Origin of the sequence: Paraburkholderia sp. 40, assembly GCF_050434105.1 — a bacterium.
Classification (GTDB): Bacteria; Pseudomonadota; Gammaproteobacteria; order Burkholderiales; family Burkholderiaceae; genus Paraburkholderia; species Paraburkholderia tuberum.
Window position 1 is genome coordinate 2,561,886 of sequence record NZ_JBNPVY010000004.1, and the last position, 16,233, is coordinate 2,578,118.

Below are 16,233 nucleotides of genomic sequence, written 5' to 3' on the forward strand. Positions count from 1 at the left end.
GCGCTCAATGCGCGCCGATAACTTCGAGCACTTCGTCGTGCACGAGCCGCTCGTCCAGATACTCCGAACGATAGCCGCTGTTCACGCCCCAGAAGTAGAACACCAACGAGAAGGCGATCACGACGAGCATGTCCCAGCCGTACGGCAGAATGCCGAAGCCGCCAAACTCCTTGCTGCCGATCAGCGACAGGATCGCCATGATCGGCAGATACGCGACCAGCCACCAGGCCGCCTTCAGGTCACGGCCCCAGCCCTCGAAGCCCGACTTCGCCTGGAAGTAGAAATACACCGGCAGCGCGACGACCATCAGCAGAATGATTTCGCCGGTCAGCGGCCACTTCGCCCAGTACAGGATCAGCGACGCGCAGACGAACGCGAACGGCGCGATCACCTTCATGCCGGCGATGTGCAGCGGGCGCTCGAGATCGGTTGCCGCGCGGCGCAGTGCCATCAGGCTGATCGGGCCGGTCAGGTACGAGATCACGGTCGCGACCGAAATCACCGCCGCGAGCGAACTCCAGCCGCGGAAGAAGAACAGGAAGATGAACGAGACGAGCAGGTTGAACCACATCGCGTTGCGCGGAACGCCATAGAACGGGTGCACGTTACCGAACATCTTCGGCATCGTGTTGTTGCGCTCCATCGCGTAGATCATGCGCGAGGTGGTTGCCATGTAGGTCGTACCGGTGCCGCTCGGGCTCACGAACGCGTCGACGTACAGCAGGATCGCCAGCCAGTTCAGGTTCAGTGCAATCGCCAGTTCCGCGAACGGCGAAGCAAAGCTGAAGTGGCTCCAGCCCTTCATCACGTCGGCCGGATTCACGGCGCCGATGTATGCGATCTGCAGCAACACGTAGATCACGAGCGCGAGCAGGATCGAGCCGATCACCGCGAACGGCACGCTCCTGGCCGGATTTCGCGCTTCACCGGCCAGGTTGATCGGGCTCTGGAAACCGTTGAATGCGAACACGATGCCGCTCGTCGCGACCGCGGTCAGGACCGCCGACCAGCCGTACGGCGCGAACGTGGTCGTCTGACCAAAGTTCTCGGTGTGGACGCCTGTCATCATCAGGCCGACGATCGTTGCGCCCGGGATCAGGAACTTGAAGATCGTGATCGCCGAGTTGGCGCGCGCGAACAGCTTGACGCCCCAGTAGTTGAGCAGGAAATAGATGATGACGAGCCCGGCGGACAACAGCAGGCCGTTGGTCGTCAACGACCCGTCGACGAACAGCGCATGCGCCCAGGGATAGGGCCACGTACTCATATATTGGATCGATGCTTCGGCCTCGATCGGGATCACCGACACGATCGCGATCCAGTTGGCCCACGCGCTGATGAAACCGACCAGCGCGCCGTGCGAGTAGCGCGCATAGCGCACCATCCCGCCAGATTCCGGAAACATCGCGCCAAGTTCCGCGTAGGTCAGCGCAATCGCGAGAATCACGAGCGCACCGATGATCCATGCGCAAATCGCAGCCGGACCGGCAATTTTTGCAGCCTTCCACGCGCCGAACAGCCAACCCGAACCGATGATCGAGCCCAGACCGGTCAGCATCAGCGCGAATGGCCCGATGTCCCGTTGTATAGAACTTTTCAAGTCTTCTCCTAAATCAGAACCATGTCGGCACCGCGTGACATCGCTTGTGGCGGTGGGGACGGGGTGACGCGCATGTAAGCGCGTCCAGATGCGGAATAGGTGCAACCGACGCGCGGCGCGTAGTTTAACGGTTGCACCGTGTTACTGCAGCGAAACCGCAGCCGAACTAAGGGTTCTCCCTAGCAAAAAGTTGTCCCCCTGCGCAAGCTTTGTAAGAAAATTTCGGATCAGTCCGGCAAAGTTTCGTCTAGACTGTTGACCTTCGTCCGAATTCGCCGTATAACGTTCGGGCAGGATTTCAAGTGGCGAGTGAAGTGGTTCTTTCGTAGTTCGCCCATCAACGGTACTCCGGTTGGTCCCATTACCCCCTTCCTTGATTTTCATGCACCCCGGGCTTCGGCCTTATTCACCATTTTTAGGAAAAAGTAATATGGAAACCGGTACCGTCAAGTGGTTCAACGACGCTAAGGGCTTTGGCTTCATCACTCCGGACGGCGGCGGTGAAGATCTGTTCGCGCATTTCTCGGAAATTCGCACTGAAGGCTTCAAGACGCTGCAAGAAAACCAGAAGGTGACGTTTGAAGTGAAGACGGGCCCGAAGGGCAAGCAAGCGGCTAACATCAAGCCGGTGTAAGCTCCGCGCTTCCCTCTGGACGCAAAAAAACCCCGCCTCGGCGGGGTTTTTTATTATCGGCGGCCAATCTGAAGGCGCCGATTAACTTCGCATGACTTCGCAATTCGCGGCGGATTATTTGGTGATTATCCGGGATTATCCGAATACGCGCCGCGCATGAATACCGAGGCCAGTCGCCACGCTCGCGAGACGATCGCCAAACACTGCTTGCGCGTCTGGAAACGCCGCGGCCAACGCGCCCGACAGAAACGCGAGGCCGGTCGACCCGCCGGTGAAATAGATCGCGTCGACATCGCGCGGCGCGACGCCCGCCGCCTGCACCGTATCGCGCGCGGCCTGCACGATGCGTCGCGTTTCTTCCTCGCCTGCCTTGATGAGCTGCGCTTCGTCGAACGCGAGACGCAGATCCTCTTCCACCTGCTCGAGATCGATCACGGTCTCGCCGCCCGCCGCCACGCCGATCTTCGCCTCTTCCGCGTGGGCGGCGAGCGCGTGCCCGAAACGCTGCTCGACCACGCGCATCAGCCGGTCGTGGTGCTTCGTCTCCGTGAAAAGGTGCCGCATCAGCGCGAGTTCGCTGACGCGCTTCGGCGTGTAGACGGTGTTGATCAGGTGCCAGGTCGCGAGATCGAAATAAATCCGGTTCGGGATTTCGCGCCCTTGCGGATCGAGCGACTGATAGCCGAGTTCGCGCATTATCGTGGTGAGTTCGACGCGGCGGTCGAAGTCCGTACCCGCGACGTGCACGCCGTGGTGCGCGAGCACATCGTCCTTGCGCTCGACGGGCTTCATCCGTTCCGGCCCCACTCGCACGAGCGAAAAGTCCGACGTACCGCCGCCGATGTCCGCCACAAGCACGAGCCCCTCGGCGCTCAGGTGCGATTCGTAGTCGAACGCAGCCGCGATCGGTTCATACTGAAAGTGGATGTCGCGCAAGCCGACCGTGCGTGCAGCGGCTTCGAGCTGTTGCTGCGCCATCTGGTCGGCGCGCGGGTCGTCGTCGACGAAGAACACCGGGCGGCCCAGCACCGCGCGGTCGATCGCGCCGCCGGCGCTCGCCTCGGCCGCGCGCTTCAGGTGAGTCAGGAACGTCGCGATCACCTCGGTGTACTTGATCGCACTGCCGTCGCCGAGATCGGTCGTATTCTCGGCGAGCGGCGAGCCGAGAATGCTTTTCATGGAGCGCATCAGCCGGCCGTCGAAACCGTCGATGTAAGCAGCGAGCGCCGCGCGCCCGAATTCGCTGGTGTGTTCGTCGGTATTGAAGAAGACCGCGGTGGGCAGCGTCGTGTACGCGCCTTCGACCGGCGCCAGCTTCAGCTGCGGGCCGATCGGAACCGCGACGGACGAATTGGAAGTACCGAAGTCAATCGCGCAATAGTTCATGGCAGGAATGGCCGCTCACGGCTGGCGCGCAAAGAAAGGGGAGCGGCTTTGTATCACGAAAACTCCGGCAGCATCAACTGAAGCTGCCGGGACGGCCGCAAGATCGTTTGAAATCATAGCGGAATGGATCTTGCTGCGTCCGACCGGATATGCCGCCCCATTTCGCCATCGAGGAGACTTCGCGTCATGAGCGTGCCGCCCACCGCCGCCGTCGATGACCAGCACGCCACGCTGATCGAAACCGATCTGCCGTCGCGGCTAGACCGTCTGCCGTGGGGCCGCTTTCATACGCTGATCGTGGTTGCGCTCGGCGTGACGTGGCTGCTCGACGGCCTTGAGGTGACGCTCGCCGGCGCGGTCGCGAGCGCGCTGAAAACCAGCCCGGCGCTGCGCTTTTCGAATGCCGAGGTCGGCCTCGCGGGCAGCGCATACATTGCCGGCGCGGTGCTCGGTGCGCTCGGTTTCGGCTGGCTGACCGACCGGCTCGGCCGCCGCAAGCTGTTTTTCATCACGCTGACGCTGTATCTGGCCGCGACCGCGGCGACCGCGCTGTCGTGGAATCTGATGAGCTTCATGCTGTTCCGCTTCCTGACCGGCGCGGGTATCGGCGGCGAATACACGGCGATCAACTCGACGATCCAGGAATTTACGCCGGCACGCGTGCGCGGCTGGACCGACCTCGGCATCAACGGCACGTTCTGGGTGGGCGCGGGGCTCGGCGCCGCAGGCTCGCTCGTCCTGCTCGATCCGCACCTGCTGCCTTCCGACTGGGGCTGGCGCGCGTGTTTTTTCATCGGCGCGGTGCTCGCGCTGACGATCCTGCCAATGCGCATCTGGATACCCGAAAGCCCACGCTGGCTACTCACGCACGGCGACGAGCGCGACGCCCGCACGATCGTCGAGGGCATCGAGACGCGTTTTCGCGACGACGGCCACACGCTTGCCGACGACGCCCTCACGCGGCTGCGCCTGCGCGCGCGCGACCATACGCCGTTGCGCGAGGTGTTCCACACGCTGTTCAACGTGCACCGGCGCCGCGCGCTGGTCGGTCTCACGTTGATGACCGCGCAGGCATTCTTCTACAACGCGATCTTTTTCACCTACGCGCTCGTCCTCACCGACTTCTATCACGTGCCGGGCGACGACATCGGCTGGTATCTGCTGCCTTTCGCGCTCGGCAATTTCCTGGGGCCGCTCGTGCTCGGGCGGCTGTTCGACGTGATCGGTCGACGCAAGATGATCGCCGCGACCTACGCGATGTCGGCGATCCTGCTGACGCTGTCCGGCTATCTGTTCGAGCAGCAACTGCTGAGCGTCGTCACGCAGACGGTCGCCTGGATGGTCATTTTCTTCTTTGCGTCGGCGGCCGCGAGTTCCGCGTATCTGACCGTGAGCGAATCGTTTCCGCTCGAAATCCGCGCGCTCGCGATCGCGGTTTTCTATGCGTTCGGCACCGCGCTCGGCGGCATCATCGGGCCGGCGTTTTTCGGTCGGCTGATCGATACGCATCAGCGCAGCGAGGTGTATTCGGGCTATCTGGTCGGCTCGGCGTTGATGCTCGCGGCGGCGCTCGTCGCGGCGATCTGGGGTGTCGACGCGGAGCGCAAGTCGCTCGAACATGTGGCCGCGCCGCTGTCCAGCGTGACGGACGGTGAGAACGGCATGGACGGCGCTGCATAAAAAACGCGCGGACCGTGCCGCGCGTGCCTGACCGCTTAGTTGCTCATCGACCGCTTTCTTCGCTTTACGCGATATCGCGCGGCAAGCGCGGCGAATCCATCGCTCAGAGCGCCTTCTTCCAGGCGCCGGCGTACGCGATATCCGCGAGCGCCGCGCGTTGACGCGGCGCCTTCTCGCGTTCGCGCAGGACCGGGTCCAGTTTGTCGACGTCGCCGTAATGGCCGAGCGAGATCATCGCGATCGGCTCGACGTCCTTTGGTAGTTCGAAGGTGGTACGGAACGCGTTCACGTCGAAGCCGCTCATCTGGTGCGCGGCGAGGCCGAGCGCGTGCGCCTGCAGCACCAGCGACATCGCCGCCGCGCCGGCGTCGTAGAACGCGCAGCGGTTTACGTCGCCCTTGTTGGTCAGTGTGTGCGCGGTCACCGCGATCAGCACCGGCGCGTGCGCATTCCAGCCCTGGTTGAACGGCACCAGCGTGGCGAAAGCCTTCTTGAACGCGACTTCGTCGACGCTGCGATCGAATACCAGAAAACGCCAGGGCTGCGCGTTATATGAAGACGGCGCCCAGCGCGCCGCTTCGAGCACGGCTCGCAACTGATCGCGACTCACCGACTCGCTCGAATACGCGCGAGGGCTCCAGCGGCCTGCAATGAGCTCGTGAATGGCAACTTCGGTTGAGGCGGGTTTGTTGGCCATGCGCTTCTCTCGGTAGAAATTCATGTTCTCCGGGCGGCTGCCCGAGGCCACATAGCATAACGGGCTTTCGGTGCGCGCTCCAAATTGCGGCGCGGCGCTATGCGTGCCGGCTGAGAAAACGCACGGCCCCGTCATGGGGCCGTGCGTCGTTGCTTCGCTGACGGTGAATCCGCGCGGCTCGCGAGGCGCCTCAGATTGCCTGCGGCGTCGGCACCTTGGCCGGGCGGTTGATGCGCAGCACGATCACCGCGGCGATCAGACACAAGCCGCCGGAAATCATCGATGCGACCGTGTAGCTGCCAAGACTGGCGCGCAGCATGCCCGCGCCGAGCGCCGCGAACGCCGCGCCGAGCTGGTGGCCCGCGACCACCCAGCCGAACACGATCGGCGCCGATTCCTTGCCGTAGACGTCGGTCGCAAGACGCACGGTCGGCGGCACGGTGGCGATCCAGTCGAGACCGTAGAACACCGCGAACAGCGGCAGTCCGAAAAAGTCGATGCCGAACGCGTGCGGCAGATACATCAGCGACAGCCCCCGCAGCCCGTAATACCAGAACAGCAGCACGCGGCTATTGAAGCGGTCCGACAGCCAGCCCGACATCGTCGTGCCGAACAGGTCGAACACGCCCATCGCCGCGAGCAACGACGCGCCCTGCACTTCGGTCATCCCGTAGTCGCCGCACATCGCGATCAGATGGGTGCCGACATAGCCATTGGTGCTCGCGCCGCAAATGAAGAAGCTGAAGAACAGCAGCCAGAAGTCGCGCGTTTTGCTCGCCGACGCGAGCGTGCCGAATGCGATCGCGAGCGGATTCTGCCTGGTGACGGTCGTCGTGATGGGTGCGTCATGCGGTTCGCCGTACGGGCGCAGCTGCATGCTGGCCGGATGCTCGGGCAGCAGGAACGCGACGAGCGGAAGCACGACGCCCGCCGCGAGCGCGACGACCCACACGACCTGACGCCAGCCGTAATGCTCGGCGATGGCCGCGAGCAGCGGCAGAAACACCAGCTGGCCGGTCGCCGAGCTGGCGGTCAGGATACCCATCACGAGGCCGCGGCGCGTCGTGAACCAGCGCGTCACGACCGTCGCCGACAGCGACAGCGCCGCTACCCCGGTCGAGCCGCCGACCATCACGCCCCAGATCAGCACCATTTGCCACGGATGCGTCATCAACGACGACAGCGCGACACCCGCGGCCATCGTGCCGAGCGCGCTCAGCAGCGTGGGGCGCACACCGAAGCGCTGCATCGCGGCGGCCGCGAACGGCCCCATCAACCCGTACAGCGCGATGTTCACCGAGATCGCGAGCGAAATCGTCGCGCGGCTCCAGCCGAATTGGTGCTCGAGCGGCACCATCATCACGCTCGGTGTCGCTCGCGTACCCGCAGCCGCGAGCAACACCAGGAACACCACGGCGACGGTCAACCAGCCGTAGTGGAAACGCCCGCCTATCAGTCGCGCAGCCCAGTTCATCGATTCTCCCATCGACGCGGCCCGGGTGGCGGCGTCGTTCGTATTATTACGGCCTCGGTGAATGACTTGTGACAGATCGGTCACAATAGTGTTGCGATCTTAGTTACTGGTCGGTAACATGTCAAGGCGTCAATCTCATTCGGGTGACTTGCGATGTCCGACAGCGAAACCCCCAAGCCCGCCCCTACTCGTGCGCGGCGCGCGCGCGGCGCACAGACCGCCGGGCCGCAGGCGCAGCTGCATCTGCTGCGCGCGGCCAGCGAGTTGTTCTATCGCGAGGGCGTGCGCACGGTCGGCGTCGATGCGGTGGTCGAGCGCGCGGGCGTGAACAAGATGAGTCTGTACCGGCAGTTTTCGTCGAAGGACGAACTCGTGATGGCGTATCTGGAGCAGAAGGACGAGCAGTTCTTCCGCTACGTCGAGAAGAGCTTCGCGAAGCATCCGGGCGAGCCGGCGAAGCAGCTTCAGCAGTACTTCGACGACCTCGCGGTGCGCGCCTCGGTCGACGATTACCGCGGCTGCCCGTTCGTGAACGTGTCGGTGGAGTTTTCGGATACCGCGCATCCGGCGCGGCAGTTCGTGTTCCGCAACAAGCAGCGCTTGATGGCGCGCCTCGTCGAACTGTCGACAGCGGCCGGCGCCGGCGATCCGCAAGCGCTGGCCGATGGGCTCGGTCTGCTGATCGAGGGCGTGTACGCGGCGAGCCAGACTTACGGGCCGGGCTGCGGGCCGATCCTCGCCGCGCCGAAAGTCGCCGCGCAGTTGATAGCGGCCGCTTGCGCGGAGAAGCCGGTTCGCTGAGCCAGTCCGTCAGCTGGGTCCTTTAGAATTGCGCGTTTTCCCGTCACATCCGTCCGCCATGCCGTTGCCCGCCGAATCCCACGATGCCGTTATCGCCGCGACCCGTCATTGGCTGACGGAGGCCGTGATCGGCCTGAACCTGTGTCCGTTCGCGAAGGCCGTGCATGTGAAGGGGCAGATTCGCTATGCGGTCAGCGAAGCGGACACGCTCGAAGCGGTGCTGACCGACCTGGAAGCCGAGCTGCAGACCCTCGTCGCCGCTGACCCCGCCGCCATCGACACGACGTTGCTGATCCTGCCGCGCGCGTTCGAGGACTTTCTCGGCTTCAACGACTGCCTGTTCTTCGCCGACCGGCTCGTCCAGCAGCTACGGCTCGAAGGCACTATCCAGATCGCGAGCTTTCATCCGCATTACCAGTTCGAAGGCAGCGAGCCCGACGATATCGAAAACTACACGAACCGGGCACCCTATCCGATCCTGCATCTGCTGCGCGAGGACAGCATCGAGCGGGCGGTGCAGGCCTTTCCCAACGCGGAAGAGATCTACGAGCGCAATCAGGAAACGCTGCGTCGCATTGGCCTCGCGGGCTGGGATGCGTTGATGAAGCGCTAAATGAAGCGCCAGGCCGCACCTCAGGCCGGCACGAAAAATCGCTCCTTCAGCGCATCGAGCCCGAGCGCGTCCAGCACTTCGCCGAGCCGCTCAGCGGGCCGGCGCCGCGGCAGGTCCTTGTACTGCGCGATGATCAACTCGTTTTTCATCGAGTGTTCCCAGCCGACCAGCTCGGTCACGCTGACCTGATAGCCATGCGCTTCGAGCTGCAGGCAGCGCAGCACGTTCGTGATCTGGCTGCCGAATTCGCGCGTGTGCAGCGGATGCCGCCAGATTTCCGTCAGCGCGTTCTTCAGAGTCTTGCCCTTGTTCTGCCGCAGCACGCCGGCCACCTCGGCCTGGCAGCACGGCACGACGACGATGTACTTCGCGTGCTTTTCGAGTGCGAAACGGATCGCGTCGTCGGTGGCGGTATTGCACGCGTGCAGCGCGGTCACGATGTCGATTTCGGCGGGCAACCGCGTCGACGTGATCGACTCCGCCACCGACAGATTCAGAAACGACATCCCCTTGAAGCCGAGCCGCGCCGCCAGCTCTTCGGACTTCGTCACCAGCTCTTCGCGCGTTTCAATGCCGTAAATGTGCGAAGCCCCACCGGCGACGTCCTGAAACTCCTTGAAAAACAGGTCGTACAGGATAAAACCGAGGTATGACTTGCCCGCGCCGTGATCGACGAGCGTCAGCGCCCCCTGCTGGTCCTTCAGGTCCTTGAGTAGCGGCTCGACGAACTGGAACAGATGGTAGACCTGCTTCAGCTTGCGACGGCTGTCCTGATTCATCTTGCCGTCGCGCGTGAGGATGTGGAGCTCTTTGAGCAGTTCGACGGACTGGTTGGGACGGATTTCGTGGGTTTTGCCGGACATGTATGGGCCGCCATCAATTGCAGTGCGAACGTGCGACAGATGACGGAAAAAGAGAAAGGTTGCTGCCAGTTTACCCAAAGTGCGGCAATCCCAGCGAGTACGCCGCCCGGGTCACGCGAGACAGGTGGTCGGCCGGGAACATTTCCTGCTCGCAAGGCGCTGCGCGGAAGTGTCTCGAGAATGGCTGAAAACAGCTTGAGCGCCGGCTGAGCCTGCGGGTGCAAGCCGCGTCGCCGAAAACAGGAGGCTGTCCGGCCGTGCAACCGGACACGCGAACCGGATGCATGTGGGGAGAGCGGGCCCGCAACAAGGGCCGAACGTTACGTAACCAGCAGCGGCCGGCTTTGCAACGGGTCGCGCGCTCGGATGATCACAGAAGAGGCGGCAATGGATACGGTACCCAACGGAAATGTCGAACAGAAGTTTCAGGAAATGATGGCGAAGCTCACCGCCGCGCCGGCATGGTCGGAGAAACAGCAACTCGAACTGGAGATGGCTCGCGACATCTCCACGGAAATGCTGCGGCTCGCCGAGGTCATGCGTGACGGCAACGTCGACCTCGAGACCTGCCTGACGATGCTCAAGTACGCCAAGGTGCTCGACTTCGTGATGACGACGCTCGCGTCGCGACGCGACATCAAGCCGCAGACGTTGCGGGTGATCTTCAAGCTCGCCGGGCTGAAGGTCGATGAGGCGTATCCGGGTTAGCGCGTCGGCATCCTGTTAGATTGGCTTGGTATCGCGTTTCTCGTGTCACCACAAGACTGCTGCAACACGCCCGCACGCGGGCGGCTGGATGCCGCTCGCGACGCGGGCTTCCACACTCCCCTTCCACGGGTGTCTCAAGCGTGCGGCGCCTCGACGGGCGGCGTTCCCTCATGAAAAAGCGTCTTCAACTGCTCGCGCAGCTCTGGCGAATCCGCGTGCTTGTGAACGTTGACGGCATGCTGGACCGCGGCTTCGAGCAGTTCGCCGTCGCTGTCGGCGGATAGCGCGACAGTGCAGTTCGTTTCGCTCGGAAACTCGCGACAGTCGATATATTTGCGGGTCATGGCAATCTCCTTGAACCAGACGATCGACTCTTCCACCGATTCGACAGGCGATTCGCGTCGGCTGCCGGCGCGCGGCAGTGAAGTGCGCCGCAGCGGCTGCGTCGCAAGCGACGTGATTGGGGATTGACGCGAGGAACGACGCGAACGGCGTCCGATGGAAGATGTTTGAAAAGTATAGGTCGCGTGCGGCACGAGCCAAGCGGTGAACGCGATGCGCAACGGCCGGGAGAAAGACTGAATCCAGTATTTTCCGGTCTGGGGCGATCGAGCCCGGTCGCCTCGCCGAATAGCCGTCTATTTGCCAGTACCGAGCACAGTTCGACAGAGTTTGTCGGCGTTTGCCGCGCGCCGCGCGCGGTGTGACAATAGCGCCCTTCGCGCCGCATATCCGTTCGGTCACCGCGGCGCACCGCCTTTTCTCCCCGTTGATCCGCTGAACCGCATGTCATTCTCGCTCGATTCCGCCCGCGTCGCCGTGATCGGCGGCGGCCCCGCCGGCCTGATGGCCGCCGAGACGCTTGCCGGGCGCGGCGTGCAAGTCCACGTATATGACGCGATGCCGTCGGTCGGCCGCAAATTCCTGATGGCGGGCAAAGGCGGCATGAACATCACGCATTCGGAAGCCCTCGCGCCGTTTCTCGACCGCTACGGCTCGCGCCGCGAGCGCATCGCGCCGTTACTCGACGCGTTCGATCCCGACGCGCTGCGCGCATGGTTGCGCGAGTTGGGCGTCGAGACGTTCGTCGGCAGTTCGGGGCGCGTATTTCCGTCCGACATGAAGGCCGCGCCGATGCTGCGCGCGTGGCTGCATCGGCTGCGCGAAGCGGGGGTGCAGTTTCATATGCGTCACAAGTGGAGCGGCTGGGCGTCAACATCCGAAGACGGTGCCGCCCACGCGTTGCGCTTCGACACGCCCAACGGTGAGCAGACGATCAGCTGCGACGCGGTCGTGTTCGCGCTCGGCGGCGCCAGTTGGCCGCGTCTCGGCTCTGACGCTGCGTGGGTGCCGCTGATGACGTCGCGCGACGTGCCGGTGACGCCGCTGCGTCCCGCGAACTGCGGCTTCGACGCGGACTGGAGTCCGTATCTGCGCGAGCGTTTCGCGGGTCAGCCGATCAAGACGGTCGCGATTTCCCTCACGGGCGTAGACGGAAAAGTCCACAATCGACAAGGTGAAATACTTTTGACCGAAACGGGCCTCGAAGGGAGCCTGATTTACGCGTTGTCGGCGCCGATCCGCGAGCGGATTCTCGCCGGCGGCGAGGTCACGATCGCGCTGGATCTCGCGCCAGGCTTGCCGTTCGAGCGAGTCGTGGAGGAAGTGACGCGGCCGCGCGGCTCACGCTCGATCGCGAGTCATCTGCACGGGCGAATCGGAATTGGCGGGGTCAAGCTGGCGTTGTTGCACGAGATTCTGTCGAAAGAAGCCTTCGCCGATGCGCGCGGCCTCGCCCACGCGATCAAGGCGCTGCCGATGCGACTGCTGCGCGCGCGACCGATCGAGGAAGCGATCAGTACGGCGGGCGGAATCCCGTTCGAGGCGTTGGACGCGCATCTGATGATCGACCGGATGCCCGGCGCATTCTGCGCGGGCGAAATGCTCGATTGGGAGGCGCCGACCGGTGGTTATCTGTTGACCGCCTGCTTTGCCAGCGGGCTGGTCGCTGGCCGGGGCGCATGCGCGTATCTGGAAGCGCACGGCATGCCGGCGTGACGCGCGCAGTCGCCGTCACCGCGCCTTGAGCCGCCACAACGACGTGACCTCGGCCGTTCGCGCAACATACAACGGATCGTTCTGATCGCTGGCCTTCGGATGCCGTGGACGAATGTCCTCGCGTCCCACGACACTGAGCCCCGCGTGCTCGATCGCCGCGAGCAGCCACTCGCGCGTACGCAGCCCAAGGTGCTCGGCGAAATCCGAAATGATCAGCCAGCCCTCGCCGCCCGGCGTCAGATGATCAGCGAGGCCGTTCAGGAAGCCGACCAGCATGCGGCTGTCCGGATCGTAGACCGCATATTCGAGCGGCGACGCGGGCCGCGCCGGCACCCACGGCGGATTGCAGACGATGAGCGGTGCGCGACCGTCCGGAAACAGATCGGCCTGCACGATCTCGACCTGCTCGGCGAAACCAAGTCGCGCGAGATTTTCACGAGCACACGCAAGCGCGCGCGCATCCTGGTCCGTCGCGACGATCTTGCGCACGCCGCGTTTGGCCAGCAGCGCGGCCAGCACGCCGGTGCCGGTGCCGATATCGAACGCGAGGTCCAGCGACGGCAGCGGCGTGCGCGCGACCAGATCGACGTACTCGCCGCGCACCGGTGAGAACACACCGTAGTGCGGATGGATGCGCTCGCCTAGCGCCGTAATCACGACGCCCTTTTTGCGCCATTCGTGCGCGCCGATCAAACCAAGCAACTCGCGCAACGATACGACCGACGCGTCACCGGTCGCCGGTCCATAAGCTTCGATGCAGGCCTGCCGCACGTCGGGCGCGCGACGCAGCGGAATGGCGTAGTCGGCATCGAGCGGAATCAGGATCATGCCGAGCGTGCGCGCGCGCTGCGACTGCGCCTGCCGATGCTGGTTGAACGCGTCGAGCGGTGTCGCTCCCTGCTTGCGCGGCTTGCGTTCGAGCCGGCGCGTGACGGCCTGCAGCAGTTGGCGCGCGTTCTGGAAGTCGCCGCGCCACAGCAGCGCGGTGCCTTCGCAGGCGAGGCGGTAGGCCGAATCGGCGGTGGTGCGGTCGTCGGCGACGACGACGCGCTTCGGCGGCGGCACGGCCGCTTCGGAACGCCAGCGTGCGGTGCGCGGGCCGTCGGCTTCTGGCCAGGTGAGAGTTGCGGGGCTGGTCATGGTGCAATGGAGTCGATGTGACGTCGCCGGCGACGTGGACCGCGGCAGCGGACCGGAATGTCCGGCGGCTGCCCGTCATCCCGGGCGACGCCCGAATAGTACCGTACCGCCGCCGTGCGGATTCGCGGCGCGGCATGAATTGCGGTGACGGTGATCAGGTGAGTCTAGACGCACCGAAAGTAGACAATAATGTCTACAATCGACAAGGTGAAAGAGATATCATGATTTTTGAGCCATCGCGCGGCTCACCTCACGCTGCCCTCGCACGTTTTGACGTGCGTGAAACCCTCGTCGCAAACAAGCCTGGCCAAGGCTTCGGTGATCGGCATCAGCAACGATCCGGGCAATTTCCACCGAAAAAAGAAAAACCCCGCCAAAGCGTGTGCTTCGACGGGGTTTTCTAGCATTTCCAGTTACTTGCTGATAAAGCAATCTGGTGCCGGCTGCAGGACTCGAACCCGCCACCTCATGATTACAAGTCAAGCGCTCTACCTGATGAGCTAAGCCGGCATGAGGCCGTGATTCTACTTCATTTCACGATCTTAAGGCGAGCCCTTCCGCCGCCTTTCGAGCCATCGTCGTCGGGCTGCGGTTTGTCGTCGGCGTCGGTGGCCGCGGCAGGGTCGGCGGGGGCGGTTTCGACGGCGCGCGGAGCCGCCGGCGTGTCAGCTTCGTCCGCGGCATCCGCGCCCGAATCCTGAGCCTCGCCGCCCGCCGATTCGACCGGGAACGCCATACCTTGGCCGTTCTCGCGCGCGTAGATCGCAAGAATATTGGCGACCGGCACTTCGATCTTGTGGGACTTGCCGGAGAAGCGCGCGTTGAACTCGATCCACTCGTTGCCCATCTGCAACTGGCTGGTCGCCTCGAAGCTGATGTTCAACACGATCTCATTGTCGCGCACAAACTGACGCGGCACGCGCGTCTGATTGTCGACGCGGACCGCGATATGGGGTGTGTAGCCGTTATCCGTGCACCACTCGTAGAGCGCGCGCAACAGATAAGGCTTCGTGGAAATCTCTTGCATCAACAGTCCTCTTGCGGGCGCGGGCGCGCATCGAAGCGATGCGACGTCCGCGCTCCAAAGCCAAACTCAACGACGCATCACCTTTTCCGACGGCGTCAGCGCTTCGATATAAGCCGGGCGGCTGAAAATGCGCTCGGCGTACTTCATCAGCGGCGCGGCGTTCTTCGACAGCTCGATACCGTAGTGGTCAAGGCGCCAAAGCAGCGGTGCAATCGCGACGTCGAGCATCGAGAACTCTTCGCCGAGCATGTACTTGTTCTTCAGGAAGATCGGCGCGAGCTGCGTCAGGCGATCGCGGATCGCGAGGCGCGCCTTCTCGTGATTCTTCTCCGCTGCCTTGCCCTTCTCGTTTTCGAGCGTGCCGACGTGGACGAACAGCTCTTTCTCGAAGTTGAGCAGGAACAGGCGGGCACGCGCGCGCTGGACCGGATCGGCCGGCATCAGCTGCGGGTGCGGGAAGCGCTCGTCGATGTACTCGTTGATGATGTTCGATTCGTACAGAATCAGGTCCCGTTCGACGAGAATCGGCACCTGACCATACGGATTCATCACGGCGATGTCTTCCGGCTTGTTGAACAGGTCGACGTCGCGGATCTCGAAGTCCATGCCCTTTTCGAACAACACCAGCCGGCAACGCTGGGAGAACGGGCAAGTAGTGCCGGAATACAGAACCATCATGTTTACGTTTCCTCAAAAAGCTGAAGGGCCAGCGCGCGGAAAAACCGTTCAGCAGGTTTTTCCTGGCGCCGGCCCCACGCCATGTAGCGGCGTGATTATTTGATATGTTTCCAGTACGCGGCGTTCAGTCGCCAGGCGAAAAAGCTCAGGATACCGAGGAACAACAGCACCCACACGCCAAGTTGCTTGCGGGTTTGCTGCGTCGGTTCGGACATCCATGACAGGTACGACACGAGGTCGGCCACAGCAGAATCATAATCTACCGGCGACACCGTCCCCGGAGTCAGTTGCTGGAAGCCGAGGAATTTGTGGACCTTTTCGCCGGTTTTTTCGTCGGTTTCGTCGCCGAATTTCGCCGCACGCTGCCCCTGAAGCTGCCACAGCACGTGAGGCATGCTCACGTTTTGGTACACCAGATTGTTCCAGCCGGTCGGCCGCGTATCGTCGCGATAAAAACTCCGCAGATACGTGTAAAGCCAGTCCGTGCCGCGCGCTCGCGCCTCCACCGACAGATCCGGCGGCGTCGCCCCAAACCACCCTTTCGCGTCCTCCGGGCGCATCGCCACGGTCATCGTGTTGCCGACCTTGTCGGTGGTGAACAGCAGGTTCGCCTGGATTTCGTTCGGCGTGATGCCGAGATCGGTCAGGCGGTTGTAGCGCATCAGGTTCGCGCTGTGGCAATTCAGGCAGTAGTTTACAAACAATTGCGCACCGCGCTGCAATGAAGCGAAATTGTTCGTGTTGTCCGGCGCGCGATCGAGCGGGAAATTCTCGTCCGCGTGAACCGGAGCGGCCAGCAGCGCAAGCATGGTCGCGCCGACCAGCGCGCACATCGAAAGCAGTCTTTTCATCTTCATGTTCTCCTGGCTCGCGA

At 63.4% G+C, this 16,233-nt stretch carries 16 protein-coding genes and 1 tRNA gene; 6 read left to right on the plus strand and 11 right to left on the minus strand.

The genetic code is table 11. The annotated features are described in order from the left end of the window. Nucleotides 1-4: 4 nt before the first annotated feature. The gene (locus OKW28_RS33625) at nucleotides 5-1,600 is read right to left on the minus strand and encodes an APC family permease (protein ID WP_429451890.1); all 1,596 of its coding nucleotides are present in this window, start codon (nucleotides 1,598-1,600) and stop codon (nucleotides 5-7) included. A gap of 430 nt (nucleotides 1,601-2,030) precedes the next feature. Between OKW28_RS33625 and OKW28_RS33630 the strand changes: the two genes are divergently transcribed. After that, complete coding sequence (locus tag OKW28_RS33630; RefSeq protein WP_007180251.1) at nucleotides 2,031-2,234, plus strand: cold-shock protein; 204 nt, start codon at nucleotides 2,031-2,033, stop codon at nucleotides 2,232-2,234. A gap of 135 nt (nucleotides 2,235-2,369) precedes the next feature. On the opposite strand, the gene OKW28_RS33635 is transcribed toward OKW28_RS33630, so the two are convergent. Further along, nucleotides 2,370-3,620, minus strand: coding sequence for an Hsp70 family protein (locus tag OKW28_RS33635; protein ID WP_429451892.1), 1,251 nt, complete (start codon nucleotides 3,618-3,620; stop codon nucleotides 2,370-2,372). A 186-nt stretch (nucleotides 3,621-3,806) separates the two neighbouring features. On the opposite strand from OKW28_RS33635, the gene OKW28_RS33640 reads away from it, so the two are divergent. Next, nucleotides 3,807-5,300 carry an MFS transporter gene (locus OKW28_RS33640; protein ID WP_429451894.1) on the plus strand — a complete coding sequence of 498 codons (1,494 nt, stop codon included), beginning with the start codon at nucleotides 3,807-3,809 and terminating at the stop codon, nucleotides 5,298-5,300. 103 nt (nucleotides 5,301-5,403) lie between these two features. Here the strand turns inward: OKW28_RS33640 and OKW28_RS33645 are convergent, their stop codons facing one another. Beyond that, entirely contained in the window at nucleotides 5,404-6,021 is a 618-nt protein-coding gene (locus OKW28_RS33645; RefSeq protein WP_429451896.1) for a nitroreductase family protein, read from the minus strand. Nucleotides 6,022-6,187: 166 nt separating this feature from the next. Then, nucleotides 6,188-7,471 carry an MFS transporter gene (locus tag OKW28_RS33650; protein ID WP_429451898.1) on the minus strand — a complete coding sequence of 428 codons (1,284 nt, stop codon included), beginning with the start codon at nucleotides 7,469-7,471 and terminating at the stop codon, nucleotides 6,188-6,190. Nucleotides 7,472-7,624: 153 nt separating this feature from the next. Between OKW28_RS33650 and OKW28_RS33655 the strand changes: the two genes are divergently transcribed. Both OKW28_RS33655 and OKW28_RS33660 read left to right on the plus strand, forming a co-directional pair. Further along, nucleotides 7,625-8,272 (plus strand): TetR/AcrR family transcriptional regulator, encoded by a 648-nt coding sequence (locus OKW28_RS33655; RefSeq protein ID WP_184065627.1) that lies wholly within the window; start codon nucleotides 7,625-7,627, stop codon nucleotides 8,270-8,272. Nucleotides 8,273-8,330: 58 nt separating this feature from the next. Continuing rightward, nucleotides 8,331-8,885 carry a DUF1415 domain-containing protein gene (locus tag OKW28_RS33660; protein WP_429451900.1) on the plus strand — a complete coding sequence of 185 codons (555 nt, stop codon included), beginning with the start codon at nucleotides 8,331-8,333 and terminating at the stop codon, nucleotides 8,883-8,885. Between the two features lie 20 nt (nucleotides 8,886-8,905). Here the strand turns inward: OKW28_RS33660 and OKW28_RS33665 are convergent, their stop codons facing one another. Continuing rightward, nucleotides 8,906-9,748, minus strand: a complete 843-nt coding sequence (locus OKW28_RS33665; protein ID WP_429451902.1) for a class I SAM-dependent methyltransferase — start codon at nucleotides 9,746-9,748, stop codon at nucleotides 8,906-8,908. A 387-nt stretch (nucleotides 9,749-10,135) separates the two neighbouring features. Here OKW28_RS33665 and OKW28_RS33670 point away from each other — a divergent pair, with 387 nt between their 5' ends. Then, nucleotides 10,136-10,456 (plus strand): DNA-binding protein, encoded by a 321-nt coding sequence (locus tag OKW28_RS33670; protein ID WP_090802066.1) that lies wholly within the window; start codon nucleotides 10,136-10,138, stop codon nucleotides 10,454-10,456. 134 nt (nucleotides 10,457-10,590) lie between these two features. Here the strand turns inward: OKW28_RS33670 and OKW28_RS33675 are convergent, their stop codons facing one another. Further along, nucleotides 10,591-10,800, minus strand: a complete 210-nt coding sequence (locus OKW28_RS33675) for a DUF1059 domain-containing protein (protein WP_429451904.1) — start codon at nucleotides 10,798-10,800, stop codon at nucleotides 10,591-10,593. 442 nt (nucleotides 10,801-11,242) lie between these two features. Here OKW28_RS33675 and OKW28_RS33680 point away from each other — a divergent pair, with 442 nt between their 5' ends. Next, complete coding sequence (locus tag OKW28_RS33680; protein ID WP_429451906.1) at nucleotides 11,243-12,514, plus strand: TIGR03862 family flavoprotein; 1,272 nt, start codon at nucleotides 11,243-11,245, stop codon at nucleotides 12,512-12,514. A 15-nt stretch (nucleotides 12,515-12,529) separates the two neighbouring features. Here OKW28_RS33680 and OKW28_RS33685 read toward each other — a convergent pair whose 3' ends face one another. The 5 genes from OKW28_RS33685 to OKW28_RS33705 form a co-directional block, all read right to left on the minus strand. Next, nucleotides 12,530-13,654, minus strand: a complete 1,125-nt coding sequence (locus tag OKW28_RS33685) for a methyltransferase (protein ID WP_429451908.1) — start codon at nucleotides 13,652-13,654, stop codon at nucleotides 12,530-12,532. A gap of 434 nt (nucleotides 13,655-14,088) precedes the next feature. Further along, a tRNA-Thr gene (locus OKW28_RS33690) sits at nucleotides 14,089-14,164 on the minus strand. 19 nt (nucleotides 14,165-14,183) lie between these two features. Then, nucleotides 14,184-14,681 carry a ClpXP protease specificity-enhancing factor gene (locus OKW28_RS33695; protein WP_429451910.1) on the minus strand — a complete coding sequence of 166 codons (498 nt, stop codon included), beginning with the start codon at nucleotides 14,679-14,681 and terminating at the stop codon, nucleotides 14,184-14,186. Between the two features lie 66 nt (nucleotides 14,682-14,747). Continuing rightward, nucleotides 14,748-15,359 carry a glutathione S-transferase N-terminal domain-containing protein gene (locus OKW28_RS33700; RefSeq protein ID WP_006052302.1) on the minus strand — a complete coding sequence of 204 codons (612 nt, stop codon included), beginning with the start codon at nucleotides 15,357-15,359 and terminating at the stop codon, nucleotides 14,748-14,750. Between the two features lie 95 nt (nucleotides 15,360-15,454). Continuing rightward, the gene (locus tag OKW28_RS33705) at nucleotides 15,455-16,210 is read right to left on the minus strand and encodes a cytochrome c1 (protein ID WP_429451912.1); all 756 of its coding nucleotides are present in this window, start codon (nucleotides 16,208-16,210) and stop codon (nucleotides 15,455-15,457) included. Nucleotides 16,211-16,233 lie beyond the last annotated feature (23 nt).

Excerpts from the sequence above, each read along its gene's own strand:
- OKW28_RS33705 (WP_429451912.1), bottom strand. The coding sequence starts at position 16,210 with ATGAAAAGACTGCTTTCGATGTGCGCGCTGGTCGGCGCGACCATGCTT.
- OKW28_RS33650 (WP_429451898.1), bottom strand. The coding sequence starts at position 7,471 with ATGAACTGGGCTGCGCGACTGATAGGCGGGCGTTTCCACTACGGCTGG.
- OKW28_RS33700 (WP_006052302.1), bottom strand. The coding sequence starts at position 15,359 with ATGATGGTTCTGTATTCCGGCACTACTTGCCCGTTCTCCCAGCGTTGC.
- OKW28_RS33670 (WP_090802066.1), top strand. The coding sequence starts at position 10,136 with ATGGATACGGTACCCAACGGAAATGTCGAACAGAAGTTTCAGGAAATG.
- OKW28_RS33685 (WP_429451908.1), bottom strand. The coding sequence starts at position 13,654 with ATGACCAGCCCCGCAACTCTCACCTGGCCAGAAGCCGACGGCCCGCGC.
- OKW28_RS33665 (WP_429451902.1), bottom strand. The coding sequence starts at position 9,748 with ATGTCCGGCAAAACCCACGAAATCCGTCCCAACCAGTCCGTCGAACTG.
- OKW28_RS33635 (WP_429451892.1), bottom strand. The coding sequence starts at position 3,620 with ATGAACTATTGCGCGATTGACTTCGGTACTTCCAATTCGTCCGTCGCG.
- OKW28_RS33655 (WP_184065627.1), top strand. The coding sequence starts at position 7,625 with ATGTCCGACAGCGAAACCCCCAAGCCCGCCCCTACTCGTGCGCGGCGC.
- OKW28_RS33660 (WP_429451900.1), top strand. The coding sequence starts at position 8,331 with ATGCCGTTGCCCGCCGAATCCCACGATGCCGTTATCGCCGCGACCCGT.
- OKW28_RS33630 (WP_007180251.1), top strand. The coding sequence starts at position 2,031 with ATGGAAACCGGTACCGTCAAGTGGTTCAACGACGCTAAGGGCTTTGGC.
- OKW28_RS33695 (WP_429451910.1), bottom strand. The coding sequence starts at position 14,681 with ATGCAAGAGATTTCCACGAAGCCTTATCTGTTGCGCGCGCTCTACGAG.
- OKW28_RS33640 (WP_429451894.1), top strand. The coding sequence starts at position 3,807 with ATGAGCGTGCCGCCCACCGCCGCCGTCGATGACCAGCACGCCACGCTG.
- OKW28_RS33645 (WP_429451896.1), bottom strand. The coding sequence starts at position 6,021 with ATGAATTTCTACCGAGAGAAGCGCATGGCCAACAAACCCGCCTCAACC.
- OKW28_RS33675 (WP_429451904.1), bottom strand. The coding sequence starts at position 10,800 with ATGACCCGCAAATATATCGACTGTCGCGAGTTTCCGAGCGAAACGAAC.
- OKW28_RS33680 (WP_429451906.1), top strand. The coding sequence starts at position 11,243 with ATGTCATTCTCGCTCGATTCCGCCCGCGTCGCCGTGATCGGCGGCGGC.